At 62.0% G+C, this 17,859-nt stretch carries 10 protein-coding genes; all 10 read left to right on the top strand.

Annotated features, from left to right (window positions below; translation table 11 throughout):
• Nucleotides 1-93 precede the first annotated feature (93 nt).
• The 10 genes from E9677_RS07965 to E9677_RS07920 all read left to right on the top strand — a co-directional run bounded on the left by E9677_RS07965 (nucleotide 94) and on the right by E9677_RS07920 (nucleotide 17,851).
• The gene (locus E9677_RS07965) at nucleotides 94-3,468 is read left to right on the top strand and encodes a transglutaminase family protein (protein WP_136557570.1); all 3,375 of its coding nucleotides are present in this window, start codon (nucleotides 94-96) and stop codon (nucleotides 3,466-3,468) included.
• Nucleotides 3,469-3,472: 4 nt separating this feature from the next.
• Nucleotides 3,473-5,887 (top strand): circularly permuted type 2 ATP-grasp protein, encoded by a 2,415-nt coding sequence (locus E9677_RS07960; RefSeq protein WP_136557569.1) that lies wholly within the window; start codon nucleotides 3,473-3,475, stop codon nucleotides 5,885-5,887.
• A 4-nt stretch (nucleotides 5,888-5,891) separates the two neighbouring features.
• Nucleotides 5,892-6,773, top strand: coding sequence for a transglutaminase family protein (locus E9677_RS07955; RefSeq protein WP_136557568.1), 882 nt, complete (start codon nucleotides 5,892-5,894; stop codon nucleotides 6,771-6,773).
• 94 nt (nucleotides 6,774-6,867) lie between these two features.
• Nucleotides 6,868-8,085 (top strand): TadE/TadG family type IV pilus assembly protein, encoded by a 1,218-nt coding sequence (locus E9677_RS07950; protein WP_205910117.1) that lies wholly within the window; start codon nucleotides 6,868-6,870, stop codon nucleotides 8,083-8,085.
• A gap of 261 nt (nucleotides 8,086-8,346) precedes the next feature.
• A complete protein-coding gene (locus tag E9677_RS07945) occupies nucleotides 8,347-10,809 on the top strand; it encodes a glycogen/starch/alpha-glucan phosphorylase (protein WP_136557566.1) in 2,463 nt (820 codons plus the stop codon).
• Entirely contained in the window at nucleotides 10,809-13,022 is a 2,214-nt protein-coding gene (gene glgB, locus E9677_RS07940; RefSeq protein WP_136557565.1) for a 1,4-alpha-glucan branching protein GlgB, read from the top strand. Before E9677_RS07945 ends, glgB begins: the two co-directional genes overlap by 1 nt.
• A gap of 13 nt (nucleotides 13,023-13,035) precedes the next feature.
• On the top strand, nucleotides 13,036-14,295 hold the full coding sequence (gene glgC, locus E9677_RS07935) for a glucose-1-phosphate adenylyltransferase (RefSeq protein ID WP_136557564.1): 1,260 nt from the start codon (nucleotides 13,036-13,038) through the stop codon (nucleotides 14,293-14,295).
• 8 nt (nucleotides 14,296-14,303) lie between these two features.
• Nucleotides 14,304-15,743: a glycogen synthase GlgA gene (glgA, locus tag E9677_RS07930; protein ID WP_136557563.1), complete on the top strand. Its 1,440-nt coding sequence runs from the start codon at nucleotides 14,304-14,306 to the stop codon at nucleotides 15,741-15,743.
• 3 nt (nucleotides 15,744-15,746) lie between these two features.
• Nucleotides 15,747-17,375, top strand: coding sequence for an alpha-D-glucose phosphate-specific phosphoglucomutase (locus E9677_RS07925; protein WP_136557562.1), 1,629 nt, complete (start codon nucleotides 15,747-15,749; stop codon nucleotides 17,373-17,375).
• A 116-nt stretch (nucleotides 17,376-17,491) separates the two neighbouring features.
• Entirely contained in the window at nucleotides 17,492-17,851 is a 360-nt protein-coding gene (locus E9677_RS07920) for an ArsR/SmtB family transcription factor (RefSeq protein ID WP_136557561.1), read from the top strand.
• The last annotated feature ends 8 nt before the right edge of the window (nucleotides 17,852-17,859 follow it).

Below are 17,859 nucleotides of genomic sequence, written 5' to 3'. Positions count from 1 at the left end.
AGGCTCTCCGGGCCGCTTGCTTTATGGCGCTGCATTGCACAAGATCGATGCAAGCCGGAAAAAACGGCAAGGCGAACAGCGAAGCGGTAAAGAATGGCGATCAAGGCAAGCATCTACCACCTCACCCACTACAAGTATGACAACCCAGTCCAGCTCGGACCGCAGATCATACGGCTGAAGCCTGCCGCCCATTCCCGTACCAAGGTTCTCTCGCATTCGCTGAAGGTCACGCCCGAAAACCACTTCGTCAATCTTCAGCAGGACCCCTACGGAAACTACCTCGCCCGCTTCGTCTTCCCGGACCCGGTGACCGAGTTCAAGATCGAGGTCGATCTCGTCGCCGACATGACGGTCTACAATCCCTTCGACTTCTTCACCGAGGAAGTCGCGGTCACATGGCCCTTCGACTATCCCGAAGACCTGCGCGACGACCTGAAGATTTACATGACGCCCGAACCCTCGTCCCCGGCGCTGGATGCCTTCATGGCGACCGTCGACATGACGCCTGGCCAGGGCACGGTCGATATGGTGGTCGGGCTGAACGCCCGCCTGCAGCATGACGTGGGTTATGTCATCCGCATGGAGCCGGGCGTGCAGACGCCCGAGGAAACGCTGACCTCCGCGCGCGGATCCTGCCGCGATTCGAGCTGGCTGCTCGTCCAGATCCTGCGCCGCCTCGGCCTCGCCGCCCGCTTCGTCTCCGGTTATCTCATCCAACTCGCACCGGATCTAAAGGCGCTCGATGGCCCCTCGGGGACAGAAGTGGATTTCACCGACCTGCATGCCTGGGCGGAAGTCTATATTCCCGGCGCCGGATGGATCGGCCTCGACCCGACTTCGGGCCTTCTGACGGGTGAAAGCCATATTCCTCTGGCGGCCACCCCCCACTACAAGAATGCCGCTCCCATCTCCGGCGGCTATGTCGGCCAGGCCAATACCGAATTCGCCTTTGACATGCAGGTGAAACGCGTCGCCGAGCACCCGCGCATCACCAAGCCTTTCTCGGACGACAGCTGGGACGCCCTGAATGCACTCGGACAGAAAGTCGATGCCGACCTGAAAGCCCATGACGTGCGGCTCACCATGGGCGGCGAGCCGACCTTCGTGTCGATCGACGATTTCCAGTCCGCCGAATGGAACACCGATGCCGTCGGCCCGACCAAACGCGACCTCGCCGATCAGCTCATTCGCCGGTTGCGCCAAAAATTCGCCCCTGGCGGCTTTCTGCATTACGGCCAGGGCAAGTGGTATCCGGGCGAAAGCCTGCCGCGCTGGACCTTTTCGCTCTACTGGCGAAAGGACGGCAAGCCGATCTGGCATGATCCGGCGCTGATCGCCGCCGAACACAAGGACACCGGTGTCACCCACCAACAAGCCGAAGCGCTGATGGCAGGCATCGCGGCCGAGCTTGAGATCGAAACCGACATGATCATCCCGGCCTTCGAGGATCCGGCCGAGTGGATCATCAAGGAAGGCAGCCTACCGGAAAACGTCGATCCGTCGAATTCCAAGCTCGAAAGCGCGGAAGAGCGCGCCCGCATCGCCAAGGTCTTCGAACGTGGCCTGACGACCCCGACCGGCTACATCCTGCCGGTCCAGGCCTGGAACGCCAAGGCGGGAGGCCGCCGCTGGGTCAGCGAGAAATGGCGCACCCGCCGCGGCAAGATCTTCCTCATCCCCGGCGACAGCCCGATCGGCTTTCGCATGCCGCTCGGCACCCTGCCTTACGTGCCGCCGTCGGAATATCCCTATATCCACACCACAGATCCGTCGGTCCCCCGTTCGCCCCTTCCTAATTTCGGTCCCCGCGATTTCGGTCCCCGCGATTTTGGCCCAAGAGCGCCCGAAGGCCGGACCATGCCGGAGGTCTCTCGCCGGACTGGTGAAGCCCAGCAAGACCGCAATGAGCAGACCATTGCCGGCTCGGTCGAGGACATCAGGGGCGCAGTCCGCACCGCGATGAGCGTCGAAGCGCGGGATGGACGCCTTTGTGTGTTCATGCCGCCGGTCGAGGACGTCGAAGATTACCTCGAACTGGTGGCAGCCGCCGAAACTGCGGCGCGTGGGCTTGGCCTGCCGGTCCATATCGAAGGTTACGCCCCCCCGCAGGATGAGCGCATCAATGTCATCCGCGTCGCCCCGGACCCGGGCGTCATCGAGGTCAACATTCACCCTGCCGAAAGCTGGCAGGACTGCGTCGCCACGACCAATGCCATCTACGAGGAAGCGCGCCAGACCCGCCTCGGCGCCGACAAGTTCATGATCGACGGCCGCCATACCGGCACCGGCGGCGGCAACCATGTCGTGGTCGGCGGCGCCAACCCCGCCGACAGCCCCTTCCTGCGCCGTCCGGACCTGTTGAAGAGCCTGATTCTCCACTGGCAGCGCCACCCGGCGCTCTCATACATGTTCTCCGGCATGTTCATCGGCCCGACCAGCCAGGCGCCGCGCTTCGACGAAGCCCGCCATGACAGCCTCTACGAGCTGGAAATCGCCATGGCCCAGGTGCCGGTGCCGGCCAGCGGTGAAGAAGCGCCCCTGCCCTGGCTGGTCGACCGCCTGTTCCGCAATCTCTTGATCGACGTGACCGGCAACACCCACCGCTCGGAAATCTGCATCGACAAGCTGTTTTCGCCGGATGGTCCGACGGGTCGTCTCGGCCTCGTCGAATTCCGCGGCTTTGAAATGCCGCCGAATGCGCGCATGTCGCTCGCCCAGCAATTGCTGGTCCGCGCTCTGATCGCCCGCTTCTGGAAGAACCCGATCGGCGGCCGCTTCGTTCGCTGGGGCACAAGCCTCCACGATCGTTTCATGCTGCCGCATTATCTCTGGCTGGACTTCCTCGAAGTGCTGGCGGACCTGCGCGAAAACGGTTTCGACTTCAAGCCGGAATGGTTTGCCGCCCAGCTCGAATTCCGCTTCCCCTTCGTCGGAGAGGTCACCTACGAGGACTCGAAGCTGGAACTGCGCCAGGCGCTGGAGCCCTGGCATGTCATGGGCGAGGAAGGCGCACCCGGCGGCACGGTCCGGTATGTGGACTCATCCGTCGAGCGCCTGCAGGTGCAGCTGGAGACAGCCAACCCCGAACGCTTCGTCGTGGCCTGCAACGGCCGTCAGGTGCCGCTGCGCAAATCCGGTGTCAACGGCGTGGCGGTGGGTGGCGTGCGCTACAAGGCATGGCAACCGTCATCCGGCCTGCATCCGGTCCTGCCCGTCAACACACCGCTAACATTCGACATCTATGATACATGGTCTGCCCGGTCGATCGGGGGCTGCGTTTATCATGTCGCGCATCCCGGAGGCCGGACCTACGACACTTTCCCTGTGAATGGGAATGAAGCGGAAGCCCGTCGGCTTGCACGTTTCGAGCCTTGGGGCCATACAACCGGCTCCTATCCCCTATGGCCCGAAACCGTGTCGCCGGAATTCCCGCACACTTTGGACCTGAGACGACCGCAAGGTATCTGATCTGATGGCACAGAAGACGGCAGCGGAGCTTTCTCCGCCAGACACGCCGAAAAGCGAGGCCCACACGGCGGGCTATCGCGTGCTGGCGGGCGCTGCCGACGAGATGCTCGACACGCAAGGCAATGTGCGGCCTGTCTGGCAGGCTCTTGTCTCGGCCATCGACACGATGCCGGAACACGAACTGCACGAACGATTCGCCCGGGCCGATCGTTACCTGCGCGATGCCGGCGTCTTCTATCGCGCCTACGGCAGCGGCGGATCGAGCGAGCGGGCCTGGCCCTTTTCCCATATCCCCGTGATGATCTCGGATGCCGAATGGCAGGTGCTGGCCGAGGGCCTCGTGCAGCGGGCGAACCTGCTGGAAGCCGTCGTCGCCGACATCTACTCGGACAACAGGCTGGTACAGGAAGGCTTCCTCCCACCCCAGCTGATCGCGTCGAATCCTGAATTCCTGCGCCCCCTCGTCGGCATCAAGCCGGCCGGCGGCCACTATCTGCATTTCTGTTCCTTTGAAATCGGCCGTGGCCCTGACGGCAACTGGTGGGTTCTCGCCGACCGCACGCAAGCCCCCTCCGGGGCGGGCTTCGCTCTCGAAAACCGGGTCGCCACTGCTCGCGCCTTTTCCGACATCTATGCCGAGACCCATGTCCATCGGCTGGCCTCCTTCTTCGGCGCCTTCCGCAAGGCGCTGCAGGCCCGAACCCGCAACAGCGACGAGCGCATCGCCGTCTTGTCGCCGGGTCCGGCCAACGAGACCTATTTCGAACACGCCTATATCGCCCGTTACCTAGGCATCATGCTGCTCGAAGGCGAAGACCTGACGGTCGTCAATGGCCGTGTCATGGTCCGCACCGTTGCCGGCCTCAAGCCCGTCGGCGTGCTCTGGCGCCGTCTCGACGCAGCATTCGCCGATCCCTTGGAACTCGACCAGAATTCCTACATCGGCACGCCCGGCATGGTGGAGGCCTTGCGCAACGGTGCCGTCACCTTCGTCAATGCGCTGGGTTCCGGCATTCTCGAAACCCGCGCCTTGCTCGCCTTCATGCCCACACTCTCGCGCCATCTGCTGGGCGAAGAGTTGAAGCTCCCGTCCATCGCCACCTGGTGGTGCGGCCAGAAGGCCGAACGCGAGCACGTGGCGAACCACCTCGACCGCATGGTCATCGGCTCCGCCTTCTCCCGCCTGCCCTTCTTCGACGACGGTGGACGCTCGGTCATGGGTTCCCGCTACAAGGACCCGCAGGGCCGCACCACGGCCGAATGGCTGGAGACCGAAGCCGGCAATCTCGTCGGCCAGGAAGTCGTCACCCTATCGACGACCCCAGCAATCGTGGACGGCAAGCTGACGCCACGCCCGATGTCGCTCCGCGTTTTCGCTGCCCGGACGAAGAACGGCTGGCAGATCATGCCCGGCGGCTTTGCCCGCATCGGCAGCGGCTCGGATGTTTCGGCGATCGCCATGCAATCAGGCGGCAGTGCTGCCGATGTCTGGATCGTCTCCGACAAACCGGTCGACCGCACCTCGCTTCTTCCGGATGAAGAAACCTTCACCCGCAACATGCCCGGCAGCCTGCCGAGCCGGGCGGCTGACAACCTCTTCTGGCTCGGCCGCTACATCGAGCGCGCCGAAGGCGTGTTGCGCATCCTGCGCGCCTGGCACGCCCGTTATGCCGAAAGCGCCAATCCGGATCAGCCGCTGCTCGCCTTCGTCAGCGAGTATCTCTCGGACATCGACGTCGACACCAAGTCCGGCGTGCCGGAAAGCCTGCTGCGCAATATCGACAGCGCTGTCTATTCGGCGAGCAATATCCGCGACCGCTTCTCGCCGGACGGCTGGCTGGCCCTGAACGACCTGTCGAAGACCGCCAAGCGTTTCCACGAAAAGGTGAAGCCGGGCGACGATGCGGCGCATGCCATGACCATCCTCCTGCGCAAGCTCGCAGGCTTTGCCGGTCTCGTGCATGAAAACATGTACCGCTTCACCGGCTGGCGCTTCCTGACGATCGGCCGCCTCCTCGAACGCGGCCTGCACATGACCCGCCTGCTCGGCCACATGACCGGCCCTGATGCACCCGATGGCGCGCTCGATATGCTCCTGGAGATCGGCGACAACGTCATGACGCACCGCCGCCGCTACAACGTCTCGACCGCACGCCTGACGGTCACCGACCTCTTGGCGCTAGATCCCCTCAACCCGCGCTCGATCCTCTTCCAGCTGAACGAGATCCGCATCGAGGTGGAGCAATTGCCGAACGCCATGGTCAACGGCCAGATGTCGAGCCTCTTCCGCGAGGCCATGCGCCTGCATTCGGGCTTGGCGGTCATGACCCCCGAGGCCATGTCGGCAGAGGTTTATGCCAATCTGGAGCGGGAACTGGAGAAGCTCTCCGACATCCTCGCCCAGACCTATATGAACTGACGCCATGCTTTACGATCTCTCGCTCCATATCGGCTATCGCTACGAGGTTCCGGCATCGGGCGCGCATCACATGCTGCGCCTCCTGCCCCTCTCGCTGCCCGATCGCCAGCGCCTCATCGCGGGTGCGATCACGGTGACACCGGAGCCGGACGAGATCACCACCTTCACCGATTTCTTCCGCCATCCAGCAAGCCACGCCATCCTGCGCGGTCCGCACGAAAAGCTCGACATCCGCATGCAGGCCCGGGTCATGGTGCAGGCTCAGCCGATGACCGCCGACTTCTCACCGCTCCTCGACCGTCTTCCGCAGGATATCGCCGAGACCTGGTCGCTCGATGCCGAATCCCCGCACCATTTCCTCGGCACCAGTCCTCGCCTGCCGAGGGACAAAGCGATATCGGCCTATGTCCGCGGCATGCTGAAGCCGAGCATGACCGTGCGCCAGATCGCTGAAACGCTTTGCCGCCGCATTCACAAGGATTTCAAGTACGACGCCGAGGCGACGACCGTGGACTCGACGCCGGCGGAAGCCTTCGCCAAGAAGAGCGGCGTCTGCCAGGATTTCAGCCATGTGATGATCGTTGCACTGCGCAGCCTCGGCATTCCCGCCGGCTATGTCAGCGGCTTTCTGCGCACCATCCCGCCGCCGGGCAAGGAGCGGCTGGAAGGCGCGGACGCCATGCATGCCTGGGTGAGGATCTGGTGCGGCAAGCTGACCGGCTGGCTGGAGCTGGACCCGACCAACGACATCGCCGCAGGAACGGACCACATCGTGGTTGGCTACGGGCGCGACTACGCGGATGTGGCACCGGTCATCGGCGTTTTGAAGAGTTACGGCAACCATGAGACGGACCAGGCCGTGGATGTCGTGCCGGTCAGACAGTGAAACTGCGACATCCCTACAATTTTAGCGAGCCGGTTAAGCCGAATACAAGATATCGGATCTAAGGTCTTCCAAAAGCTGCCTTTGGATGGACATGATGACTAAACCTGACAGCAAGTTCAAATCGATTTTCTCGCGCTTTTGCCGCGACCGCGCCGGCAATTTCGGCATCGCGACCGCCGTGATCATTCCGGTAGTTGCCGCGACAGCCGGCGTGGCGCTCGACTACAACAGGATGGTCCAGGTGCGCGCGGCCCTTCAGGACTCCGCAGACTCGGCGGTGCTGTCGGCGGCAAACGCGCTCGCCAAGAACAACAACATGTCGGATGAAGCCGCTCTCGATCTGGCGCGCAAGTTCATGAAGGCGCAATTCTACAACGTGGTTCAAGGCGCCAGCGGGGACACCTCGGACGTCCCCGCCGATGAGGATCCACTCGCAGGCGCTGTTGGTAATATCGAACGAAAATCCAGCTCGGCGGGCAAGACCTTCGACGTGACCCTGTCGACATCCTACACGATGCCCACCAATGGCATGACCGGTCTGCTCGGCTGGAAGGAAGTAACTGTAGGAGTCACCGCCACGGCGCAAGCCACCACGGAGAGCAAGAACGCCTTGTCGATGTATCTGGTTCTTGACCGGTCTGGATCGATGGCCTGGGATACCTCGACCATAAATGCGGCCCAGCCGACGAAGCCCGTCTATTATAGCTGTGGCAACCGAAATAATCCACGGACCTGCAGCTACGACGTGGCTAATTACGTTATTAAGATCGACGCACTTAAACTTGCCGTTGCCAATCTCACGACCCAGCTGGATACAGCAGACCCCGAGAATAAGTTCGTCCGTAGCGCCGCCGTCTCCTACGAGGCACGGATGTACAGTCCTGTTGCATTCAATTGGGGCAGCACACATACGCTGAACTATGTCCAGGCGCTCGTTGCCAACGGCGGAACGGACTCTTCCGATGCAATGGCCCGCGCCTATTCCGACATAATGAAGTCGTCAGAGAATACGGCACACAAGAACAAGAACGGCCAAGTGCCGAGCAAATTTATCGTCTTCATGACCGACGGCGACAACAACTATTCAAGCGCGGACACCAAGACCCGGGCTACCTGCGACAACGCCAAAAAGGACGGAGTCGAGATTTTCACTGTTGCCTTCATGGCACCGAGCAAGGGCCGCACGCTTCTCGAATACTGCGCGACTAGCACCTCGCATTACTACGATGCGCAAGATGCTGCCGAACTGGTCGCGGCATTCAAGGAGATCGGAGACAAGGCGGTACAGGCCTCGACCCGCCTCACCAACTGACCACATCCAAAACGTTTTGGATTTTTCCTGAAATTCGACCGCAGTCGCCAAGACTGCGGTCTTATCGTATCTTCGCAATGTCGGGATAAACAAGTCAATTCATAAACTTGCAGCCCTTCCAGGCATCTCCAACAAAATTGAGCGCGCCCGCCCGCCCCTGTTGCAACTGTTCCATTTCGATGCGTAAACTGACGTCCCAGGGGTCGGCGCCTGCGATCGCATCGGAGCCGCCCGGAGAAACGAACAACGCCAGGCGGACCGATGATCAAGACTCCCCACAAAGTCGACCTTCCCCTTCCCAAGCGCGAAGTTTCCGATCCGGACGCCTTGGCCGGCGAGATCATGGAAAAGCTGACCTACAGCATCGGCAAGGATGCCAAGGTCGCCACCCCGCATGACTGGCTGACAGCGACCATCCTCGTTGTGCGTGACCGCATCATCGACACATGGATGGAATCCACCCGCAACACCTACATGAACAATGGAAAGCGGGTTTATTACCTATCGCTCGAATTCCTCATCGGCCGCCTGTTGCGCGACGCCATGTCGAACTTGGGCCTGATGGATGACATGCGCCAGGCGCTGCAGTCTCTCTCGGTCGAGTTCGACGTGATCGCAGGCCTCGAGCCGGACGCAGCCCTCGGCAACGGCGGCCTCGGCCGTCTCGCCGCCTGCTTCATGGAGAGTATGGCGACCGTCAACATCCCGGCCTATGGCTATGGCATTCGTTATGTACATGGCCTCTTCCGCCAGCAGATGGCCGAAGGCTGGCAGGTCGAACTGCCGGAAAGCTGGCTCGCCCATGGCAATCCCTGGGAATTCGAGCGCCGCGAAAGCTCCTATGAAGTCGGCTATGGCGGCACGGTCGAGACAACGGAAGGTCCCGACGGCGAGCCCCGTTACGTCTGGAAACAGGGCGAACGCGTCATCGCAACCGCCTTCGATACGCCGGCTGTCGGCTGGCGCGGCGAACGCGTCAACACGCTGCGCCTGTGGTCGGCGCAACCGATCGACCCGATTCTGCTCGACGCCTTCAACGCCGGGGACCACATCGGCGCGCTCCGCGAGAGCAACAAGGCGGAATCCCTGACCCGCGTTCTCTATCCTGCCGATGCGACGTCGGCCGGCCAGGAACTGCGCCTGCGCCAGGAATTCTTCTTCTGTTCGGCCTCACTCCAGGACATCGTCCGGCGCCACCTGCAGCAGGGCAACACGCTCGCACAGATGCCCGACAAGGTCGCGATCCAGCTCAACGACACGCACCCGGCCGTCTCCGTCGTCGAACTCATGCGCCTCCTGGTCGACGTGCACGGCGTCGCCTTCAATGATGCCTGGGAAATTTCCTCGAAGACCTTCTCCTACACCAACCACACGCTTTTGCCGGAGGCGCTGGAAAGCTGGCCGGTCCCGCTCTTCGAACGCCTCCTGCCGCGTCACATGCAGCTCGTCTATGCGATCAATGCCAAGATCCTGCTCGACGCACGCAAGAACCGTGGTTTCAACGACCATGAAATCCGCCAGATCTCGCTGATCGACGAAAGCGGCGATCGGCGCGTGCGCATGGGCAATCTCGCCTTCATGGGCTCCCACTCGATCAACGGCGTCTCGGCCCTGCACACCGAACTGATGAAGGAGACGGTCTTCTCCGATCTCCACAAGCTGTATCCGACGCGCATCAACAACAAGACCAACGGGATCACACCGCGCCGCTGGCTCATGCAGTGCAATCCTGACCTGACCGACCTGCTGAAGGAAGCGATCGGTCCGGCCTTCCTCGACGACGCAACCAAGCTCAAAGACCTCGATGCCTTTGCCGACGATGCGGCCTTCCAGCAGAAATTTGCGGCGGTGAAATTCGCCAACAAGCAGAAGCTCGCGGGCCTGGTCGCAAGCCGCATGGGCATAAAGCTCGATCCGCATGCGATGTTCGACATCCAGATCAAGCGCATTCACGAATACAAGCGCCAGCTTCTCAACATCATCGAGACGGTCGCCCTCTTCGACCAGATCCGCTCCCATCCGGAACGCGACTGGGTTCCACGCGTGAAACTCTTCGCCGGCAAGGCAGCGCCCAGCTACCACAATGCCAAGCTGATCATCAAACTTGCCAACGATGTCGCCCGCGTCATCAACACCGATCCATCGGTCCGAGGCCTGCTCAAGGTCGTCTTCATCCCGAACTACAACGTCTCTCTTGCCGAAGTCATGGTCCCCGCGGCCGACCTCTCCGAGCAGATTTCCACCGCCGGCATGGAAGCGTCCGGAACCGGCAACATGAAGTTTGCGTTGAACGGTGCACTGACCATTGGAACGCTCGACGGCGCCAATGTCGAAATGCGCGATCATGTGGGCGAGGAGAACATCGTGATTTTTGGAATGACCGCAGACGAGGTCGGTCGCGTGCGCGCCGAGGGGCACAATCCCCGCGCCGCAATCGACGCCTCGCGCGAACTGCAGCAGGCATTGTCCTCGATCGCATCGGGCGTCTTTTCGCCCGACGATCGCGACCGTTACGCCGAGTTGATGCAGGGCATCTACCAGCATGACTGGTTCATGGTCGCCGCCGATTTCGACGCCTATGCCCAGGCACAGCGTCAGGTGGACGATATCTGGACCGATACGTCTGCCTGGTATTCCAAGACCATCCGCAACACGGCGCGCATGGGCTGGTTCTCGTCGGACCGTACCATCCGGCAGTACAATGCGGACATCTGGAGAGCTTGATGGCAAAATCACCGAAGAGGAGCGGTGACGTAGCGAAGCCGGACACACCGTCGGCAGCAGAAATCGAAGCGATCATCCACGGATCCCACGGCGATCCCTTTGCCTTTCTCGGGGTCCACGAGGCAGGCAAGGGCCATGTCGCCCGCTGCTTCATCCCCGGCGCCGAGACCGTGGTCGCCTACAATCTCGCAGGAGAGCAGCTCGGCGAGCTGGTCCGGCATCACGACGCCGGTTTCTTCTCCGGACCCGTCAAGCTAGATGGCGTCCTGCCGGTCCGCTACCGCGCCACGCGGGGCGACGCCGAATGGACGGTGACCGACCCCTACAGTTTCTGGCCGATCCTCGGGCCGATGGACGATTACTTCATCAAAGAAGGCTCGCACTTGCGCCTCTTCGACAAGATGGGCGCCCACCCGATCAAGCACCAAGGCGTCGATGGATTCCACTTTGCCGTCTGGGCCCCCAATGCGCGCCGTGTTTCGGTTGTCGGCGATTTCAACGATTGGGACGGCCGCCGGCATGTCATGCGCCTGCGCCGCGATACCGGCATCTGGGAAATCTTCGCGCCCGACGTGCGTGCCGGCGCCACTTACAAGTTCGAGATCGTCGGCCCGCATGGCGAACTTCAGCCGCTGAAAGCCGACCCTTTTGCCCGCCGCGCGGAGCTTCGCCCGAAGAACGCCTCCGTCACCACCGCAGAGCTTGAACAGGCCTGGGATGACGAAGCGCATCGCAAGCACTGGGCGAGCATCGACCAGCGCCGTCAGCCGATCTCCATCTACGAGGTCCATGCCGGCTCGTGGCAACGCCGCGACGACGGCTCCATGCTGTCCTGGGATGAAATGGCGGCCCGGCTTATCCCCTACTGCGTCGACATGGGCTTCAGCCATATCGAATTCATGCCGGTCACCGAGCACCCCTACGATCCCTCCTGGGGTTACCAGACGACCGGCCTCTATGCGCCGAGCGCCCGCTTCGGCGAGCCGGAGGGTTTCGCCCGCTTCGTCAACGGTTGCCACAAGGTCGGCCTCGGCGTCATCCTCGACTGGGTGCCGGCACACTTTCCGACCGACGCGCACGGGCTGCGCCACTTCGACGGCACCGCGCTCTATGAACATGCCGATCCGCGCCAGGGCTTTCACCCGGACTGGAACACGGCGATCTACAATTTCGGCCGACAGGAAGTCCTGTCCTACCTGATCAACAACGCGCTTTACTGGGCCGAGAAATTCCATCTCGACGGGCTACGCGTCGATGCCGTTGCCTCGATGCTCTACCTGGATTATTCGCGCAAGGAAGGCGAGTGGATCCCCAACGAGTATGGTGGCCGCGAAAACCTGGAGGCGGTCCGCTTCCTCCAGCAGATGAACCACCATGCCTATGGCAGCCACCCCGGCATCATGACCATTGCTGAGGAGAGCACCTCCTGGCCCAAGGTCTCGCAGCCCGTCCACGAAGGTGGGCTCGGCTTCGGCTTCAAGTGGAACATGGGTTTCATGCACGACACACTGAGCTATTTCGCTCGGGACCCGATCTACCGGAAGCACCACCACAACGAACTGACATTTGGCCTGCTCTACGCCTTCTCGGAAAACTTCGTCCTGCCAATTTCCCATGACGAAGTCGTGCACGGCAAGGGTTCGATGATCGCCAAGATGCCCGGCGACGACTGGCAAAAATTCGCCAATCTCCGTGCCTATTACGGCTTGATGTGGGGCCATCCCGGCAAGAAGCTGCTGTTCATGGGCCAGGAATTCGCCCAGTGGGGCGAATGGTCGGAGGAGCGCTCACTCGATTGGAACCTGCTCGATTACGCGCCGCATGAAGGCATGCGCCGCCTCGTGCGTGATCTCAACCTGACCTATCGCGCGAAGGCCGCACTTCATGCCCGTGACTGCGAGGGTGAGGGCTTCGAATGGATCGTCGGCGACGACCAGGACAATTCGGTTTTTGCCTGGCTGCGCAAGGCACCCGGTGAAAAGCCGATCGCCGTCATCTGCAATCTCACTCCGACCTTTCATGAACGCTACGAATTGAGCTTGCCTGCGGCCGGCCGTTGGCGTGAGATACTGAATACCGATGCCGAAATCTATGGCGGTAGCGGCAAGGGCAATGGTGGTCGCGTGGAGGCGCATGCCACGGGAAGCGGATGGGCAAAAGCAGGTGTGACCCTGCCGCCGCTCGCCGTGATCATGCTGGAATTGGAACAGTAAGGGGAGGATACACATGACGGAAAAGAAAACAAAAAGCCTGTCACGCGATGCCATGGCCTATGTGCTGGCCGGCGGTCGCGGAAGCCGCCTCAAAGAGCTGACCGACCGACGCGCAAAACCCGCCGTCTACTTCGGCGGCAAGGCCCGCATCATCGATTTCGCCTTGTCCAACGCCCTCAATTCCGGCATCCGCCGTATCGGCGTTGCCACCCAGTACAAGGCCCATTCGCTGATCCGTCACATGCAGCTCGGCTGGAACTTCTTCCGCCCCGAGCGTAACGAGAGCTTCGACATCCTGCCGGCGTCCCAGCGCGTCTCGGAAACCCAGTGGTATGAAGGCACCGCCGACGCCGTCTTCCAGAACGCCGACATCATCGAATCCTACGCGCCGGAATACATGGTCATCCTCGCCGGCGACCACATCTACAAGATGGACTACGAACTCATGCTCCAGCAGCATGTGGATACCGGCGCCGACGTCACCATCGGCTGCCTCGAAGTCCCGCGCATGGAAGCGGTCGGTTTCGGTGTCATGCATGTCGACGCCACAGACCGCATCATCGACTTCGTCGAAAAGCCAGCCGACCCGCCGGGCATTCCGGGCGACGAGGAGCGGGCGCTCGCCTCGATGGGCATCTATGTCTTCAACACCAAGTTCCTGATGGAACTGCTGCGCCGTGACGCCGCAGATCCAGATTCCAGCCGCGACTTCGGCAAGGACATCATCCCCTACGTGGTCAAGAGCGGCAAGGCGGTGGCCCACCGCTTCGCGCAATCCTGCGTCCGCTCCGACTTCGAGCGCACCCCCTACTGGCGCGATGTCGGCACGATCGATGCCTACTGGCAGGCCAATATCGACCTGACCGACATCGTTCCGGAACTCGATCTCTACGACAAGACCTGGCCGATCTGGACCTATTCCGAGAACACACCGCCCGCCAAGTTCGTCCATGACGACGAGGGACGGCGCGGCTCGGCGATCTCGTCGCTCGTCTCCGGCGACTGCATCATCTCCGGCTCATCACTCTACAAGAGCCTGCTGTTCACGGGTGTTCGCGCCAATTCCTATTCCCGCCTCGAAGGTGCCGTCGTCCTGCCCAAGGTGCAGATCGGCCGTCATGCGCGGCTCACGAATGTCGTGATAGACCATGGCGTGGTGATCCCCGAAGGCCTGATCGTCGGCGAGGACCCGGAAATGGATGCCAAACGCTTCCGCCGCAGCGAAAACGGCATATGCCTGATCACCCAGGCCATGCTCGACAAACTGGGTTAGACACATCCATGAAGGTCCTCTCGGTTGCCTCCGAACTTTATCCACTGATCAAGACCGGAGGCCTCGCCGACGTCGCGGGCGCGTTGCCGATTGCGCTCGCCGCCCATGGCGTCGAGACGAAGACGCTCATCCCCGGCTATCCGGCGGTGATGAAGGCGGTCAAGAAGCCGAAGAAGGTCTACGACTTCGATTCCCTGCTCGATGAGCGGGCAACCCTTCTCTCCGCTCGCCACGAGGGGCTGGACCTTCTCATTCTCGACTGCCCGCAGCTTTACGAGCGATCGGGTGGCCCCTATCTGGCGACGGATGGCCGCGATTATCCCGACAACTGGAAACGCTTTGCCGTACTATCCAAGGCCGGTGCCGAAATCGCCGCCGGCATCCTGCCCGACTTCATCCCCGACCTCGTCCATGTGCATGACTGGCAGAGTGCACTGGTGCCAGTCTACATGCGATACGCGGAAGCCCCGGAAGTCCCGAGCCTCATTACCATTCATAACATCGCCTTTCAGGGACAGTTCGCGGGCTCGCTCTTTCCTTATCTCGAACTGCCCGGCCACGCCTTCTACGAGGCACTCGAATATTATGGCACGCTGAGTTACCTGAAGAGCGGCATCATCACCTCGCACGCGGTCTCCACAGTCAGCCCGTCTTATGCCGAGGAAATCCTGACACCTGAATTCGGCATGGGGCTGGAAGGCCTGATCGCCAGCCGGGGCTCCGACCTTTACGGCATTGTCAACGGCATCGACGCCGATGTCTGGAACCCCTCTGCCGATGAACTGCTGCCATCAGCCTATTCTGCCACCACCTTGAAGAAGCGTGCCGGCAACCGCGCAGCCCTGAACGAACGCTTCGGCCTGGACGCCGACGACGGACCGATCTTCGCCGTCATCTCGCGTCTCACCTGGCAGAAGGGTCTCGATCTCGTGCCCGAAGTACTGGACGAGATCCTCGACGCCGGCGGCAAGCTCGCCATACTGGGCTCCGGCGACAGCTTCATCGAGGCGGCCCTGCAGGGCGCTGCCGCCTATAATCGCGGTCGGGTCGGCATGGTGCTCGGCTATGACGAGAAACTCTCGCATCTCATGCAGGCAGGCTCCGACATCATTCTCGTGCCGTCACGCTTCGAACCTTGCGGCCTGACACAGCTTTATGCCCTGCGTTATGGCTGCATTCCGCTGGTCGCCCGCACGGGTGGCCTTGCCGATACCATCATCGATGCGAACGAAGCCGCCCTCGCTGCAGGCGTTGCAACCGGCGTGCAGTTCGCTCCGGTCACCGCCGATGCCTTTCGCCACGCGATCCGCCGCACACTCCGCCTGCACAGTGACCAGAGACTCTGGTCGCAGATGCAGAAGCAGGGCATGAAGTCGGACGTCTCCTGGAACAGGAGTGGCGCGACCTATGCCGATCTTTATCAACGCCTCGTCTCGAAAGGCCAGTAATCGATGATCTCGACCGTTTCCACCAAGCCCTATGCGGACCAGAAACCGGGCACGTCGGGACTGCGCAAGAAGGTTCCGGTCTTCCAGCAGGAAAACTATGCTGAGAACTTCATCCAGGCGATCTTCGACAGCCTTGAGGAATTTGCCGGCCAGACACTGGTGATCGGCGGCGACGGTCGCTATTACAACCGCGAAGTCATCCAGGTGGCGCTGAAGATGGCCGCCGCCAATGGCTTTGGCAAGGTCATGGTCGGCAAGGGCGGCATTCTCTCGACGCCGGCCGCCTCCCATGTCATCCGCAAGTACAAGGCCTTCGGCGGCATCGTGCTCTCGGCCAGCCACAATCCCGGCGGCCCGACCGAAGACTTCGGCATCAAATACAACATCGGCAATGGCGGCCCGGCACCGGAGAAGATCACCGATGCGATCTTCGCCCGCACCCGTAACATTGACAGTTACAAGATTGCCGACGTCGCGGACATCGACCTCGACACGGTGGGCAGCTTCGATCTGGCTGGCATGACCGTCGACGTCATCGACCCGGTCGCCGACTATGCCGACCTGATGGAAACGCTGTTCGACTTCCCGGCCATCCGCTCGCTGATCTCTGGCGGCTTCCGCGTGGTCATCGATAGCATGAGCGCCGTCACCGGCCCCTATGCCGTCGAGATCCTGGAGAAGCGCCTCGGGGCGCCCGCTGGTTCCGTGCGCAACGAAGTCCCCCTGCCGGACTTCGGCCACCACCACCCGGACCCGAACCTCGTCCATGCCAAGGAACTCTATGACGACGTCATGAGCGCCGATGGTCCCGACTTCGGCGCTGCCTCCGACGGCGATGGCGACCGCAACATGGTCGTCGGCAAGGGCATGTTCGTCACCCCCTCCGACAGTCTCGCGATGATCGCCGCCAACGCCACCTGCGCCCCCGGCTACAAAAACGGCATCGCCGGTATCGCTCGCTCGATGCCGACAAGTGCTGCTGCCGACCGAGTCGCTGAAAAGCTCGGCATCGGCATGTACGAGACCCCGACCGGCTGGAAATTCTTCGGCAACCTGATGGATGCCGGCAAGGTCACCGTCTGCGGCGAAGAAAGCTTCGGCACCGGCTCGGACCATGTGCGCGAGAAGGACGGCCTCTGGGCCGTGCTCTTCTGGCTCAACATCGTCGCGGCCCGCAAACAGAGCGTGAAGCAGATCGTAGAGGCGCACTGGGCCGAATACGGCCGCAACTACTATTCCCGCCACGACTATGAGGGTGTCGACACGGACAATGCCAACGCCCTGGTCACGGCACTGCGCGCGAAGCTCGACAGCCTGCCTGGCACCAAGATCAACGGCCTGACCGTCAGCGCCGCCGACGACTTCGCCTATCACGACCCGATCGACCACTCCGTCTCGAAGAACCAGGGCATCCGCATCCTCTTCGAAGGCGGCAGCCGCATCGTCTTCCGCCTTTCCGGCACCGGCACCTCGGGTGCGACGCTGCGCCTTTACGTCGAACGCTACGAGCCAGACGCCAGCCGCCACACCATCGAGACGCAGGCGGCACTGGCAGACCTTATCGTGGCGGCAGAAGAGGTCGCCGAGATCAGGCGGCATACGGGAATGGATGTGCCGACGGTCATTACGTGAGGATGTAGACACATTCTCTTGCGCTTCAGAACCCCGGTGTCTTCGGCGCCGGGGTTTTTCTTTGCCCACTGGCCCGATCTGGTTGACTCCCTAATCATATCCACTATTCTGGATATATGGATGAAAAAATGACGATTGCGGCACTCGCCGCACTGGCCCAGCCGACGCGCCTTCAGACTTTCCGCCTGCTCGTGGCGCATGAACCTGATGGCATTCCGGCGGGCGAGCTCGCGCGGCTGATCGGTGTGCCGCAGAACACCATGTCGGCGCATCTGTCGACACTGTCCCAGGCAGGGCTCGTTTCGGGCGAGCGCCAGAGCCGCTCGATCCTATACCGCGCCGATCTCGATTGTTTCCGCGCCGTCGCCCTGTACCTGCTCAAGGATTGCTGCGGCGGCAATGCCAGCCTCTGCCAGCCGCTGATCGACGATCTCGCCTGCTGCAGCCCGACGCTTCAACCCGCACGCCCCAACTGAGAGACCGG

Source organism: Peteryoungia rhizophila, from assembly GCF_004912145.1.
In the GTDB taxonomy this organism is placed as follows: Bacteria; Pseudomonadota; Alphaproteobacteria; order Rhizobiales; family Rhizobiaceae; genus Allorhizobium; species Allorhizobium rhizophilum.
Note: the sequence above shows the minus strand (reverse complement) of the source record. Positions and strands in the feature narration are given on the sequence as shown.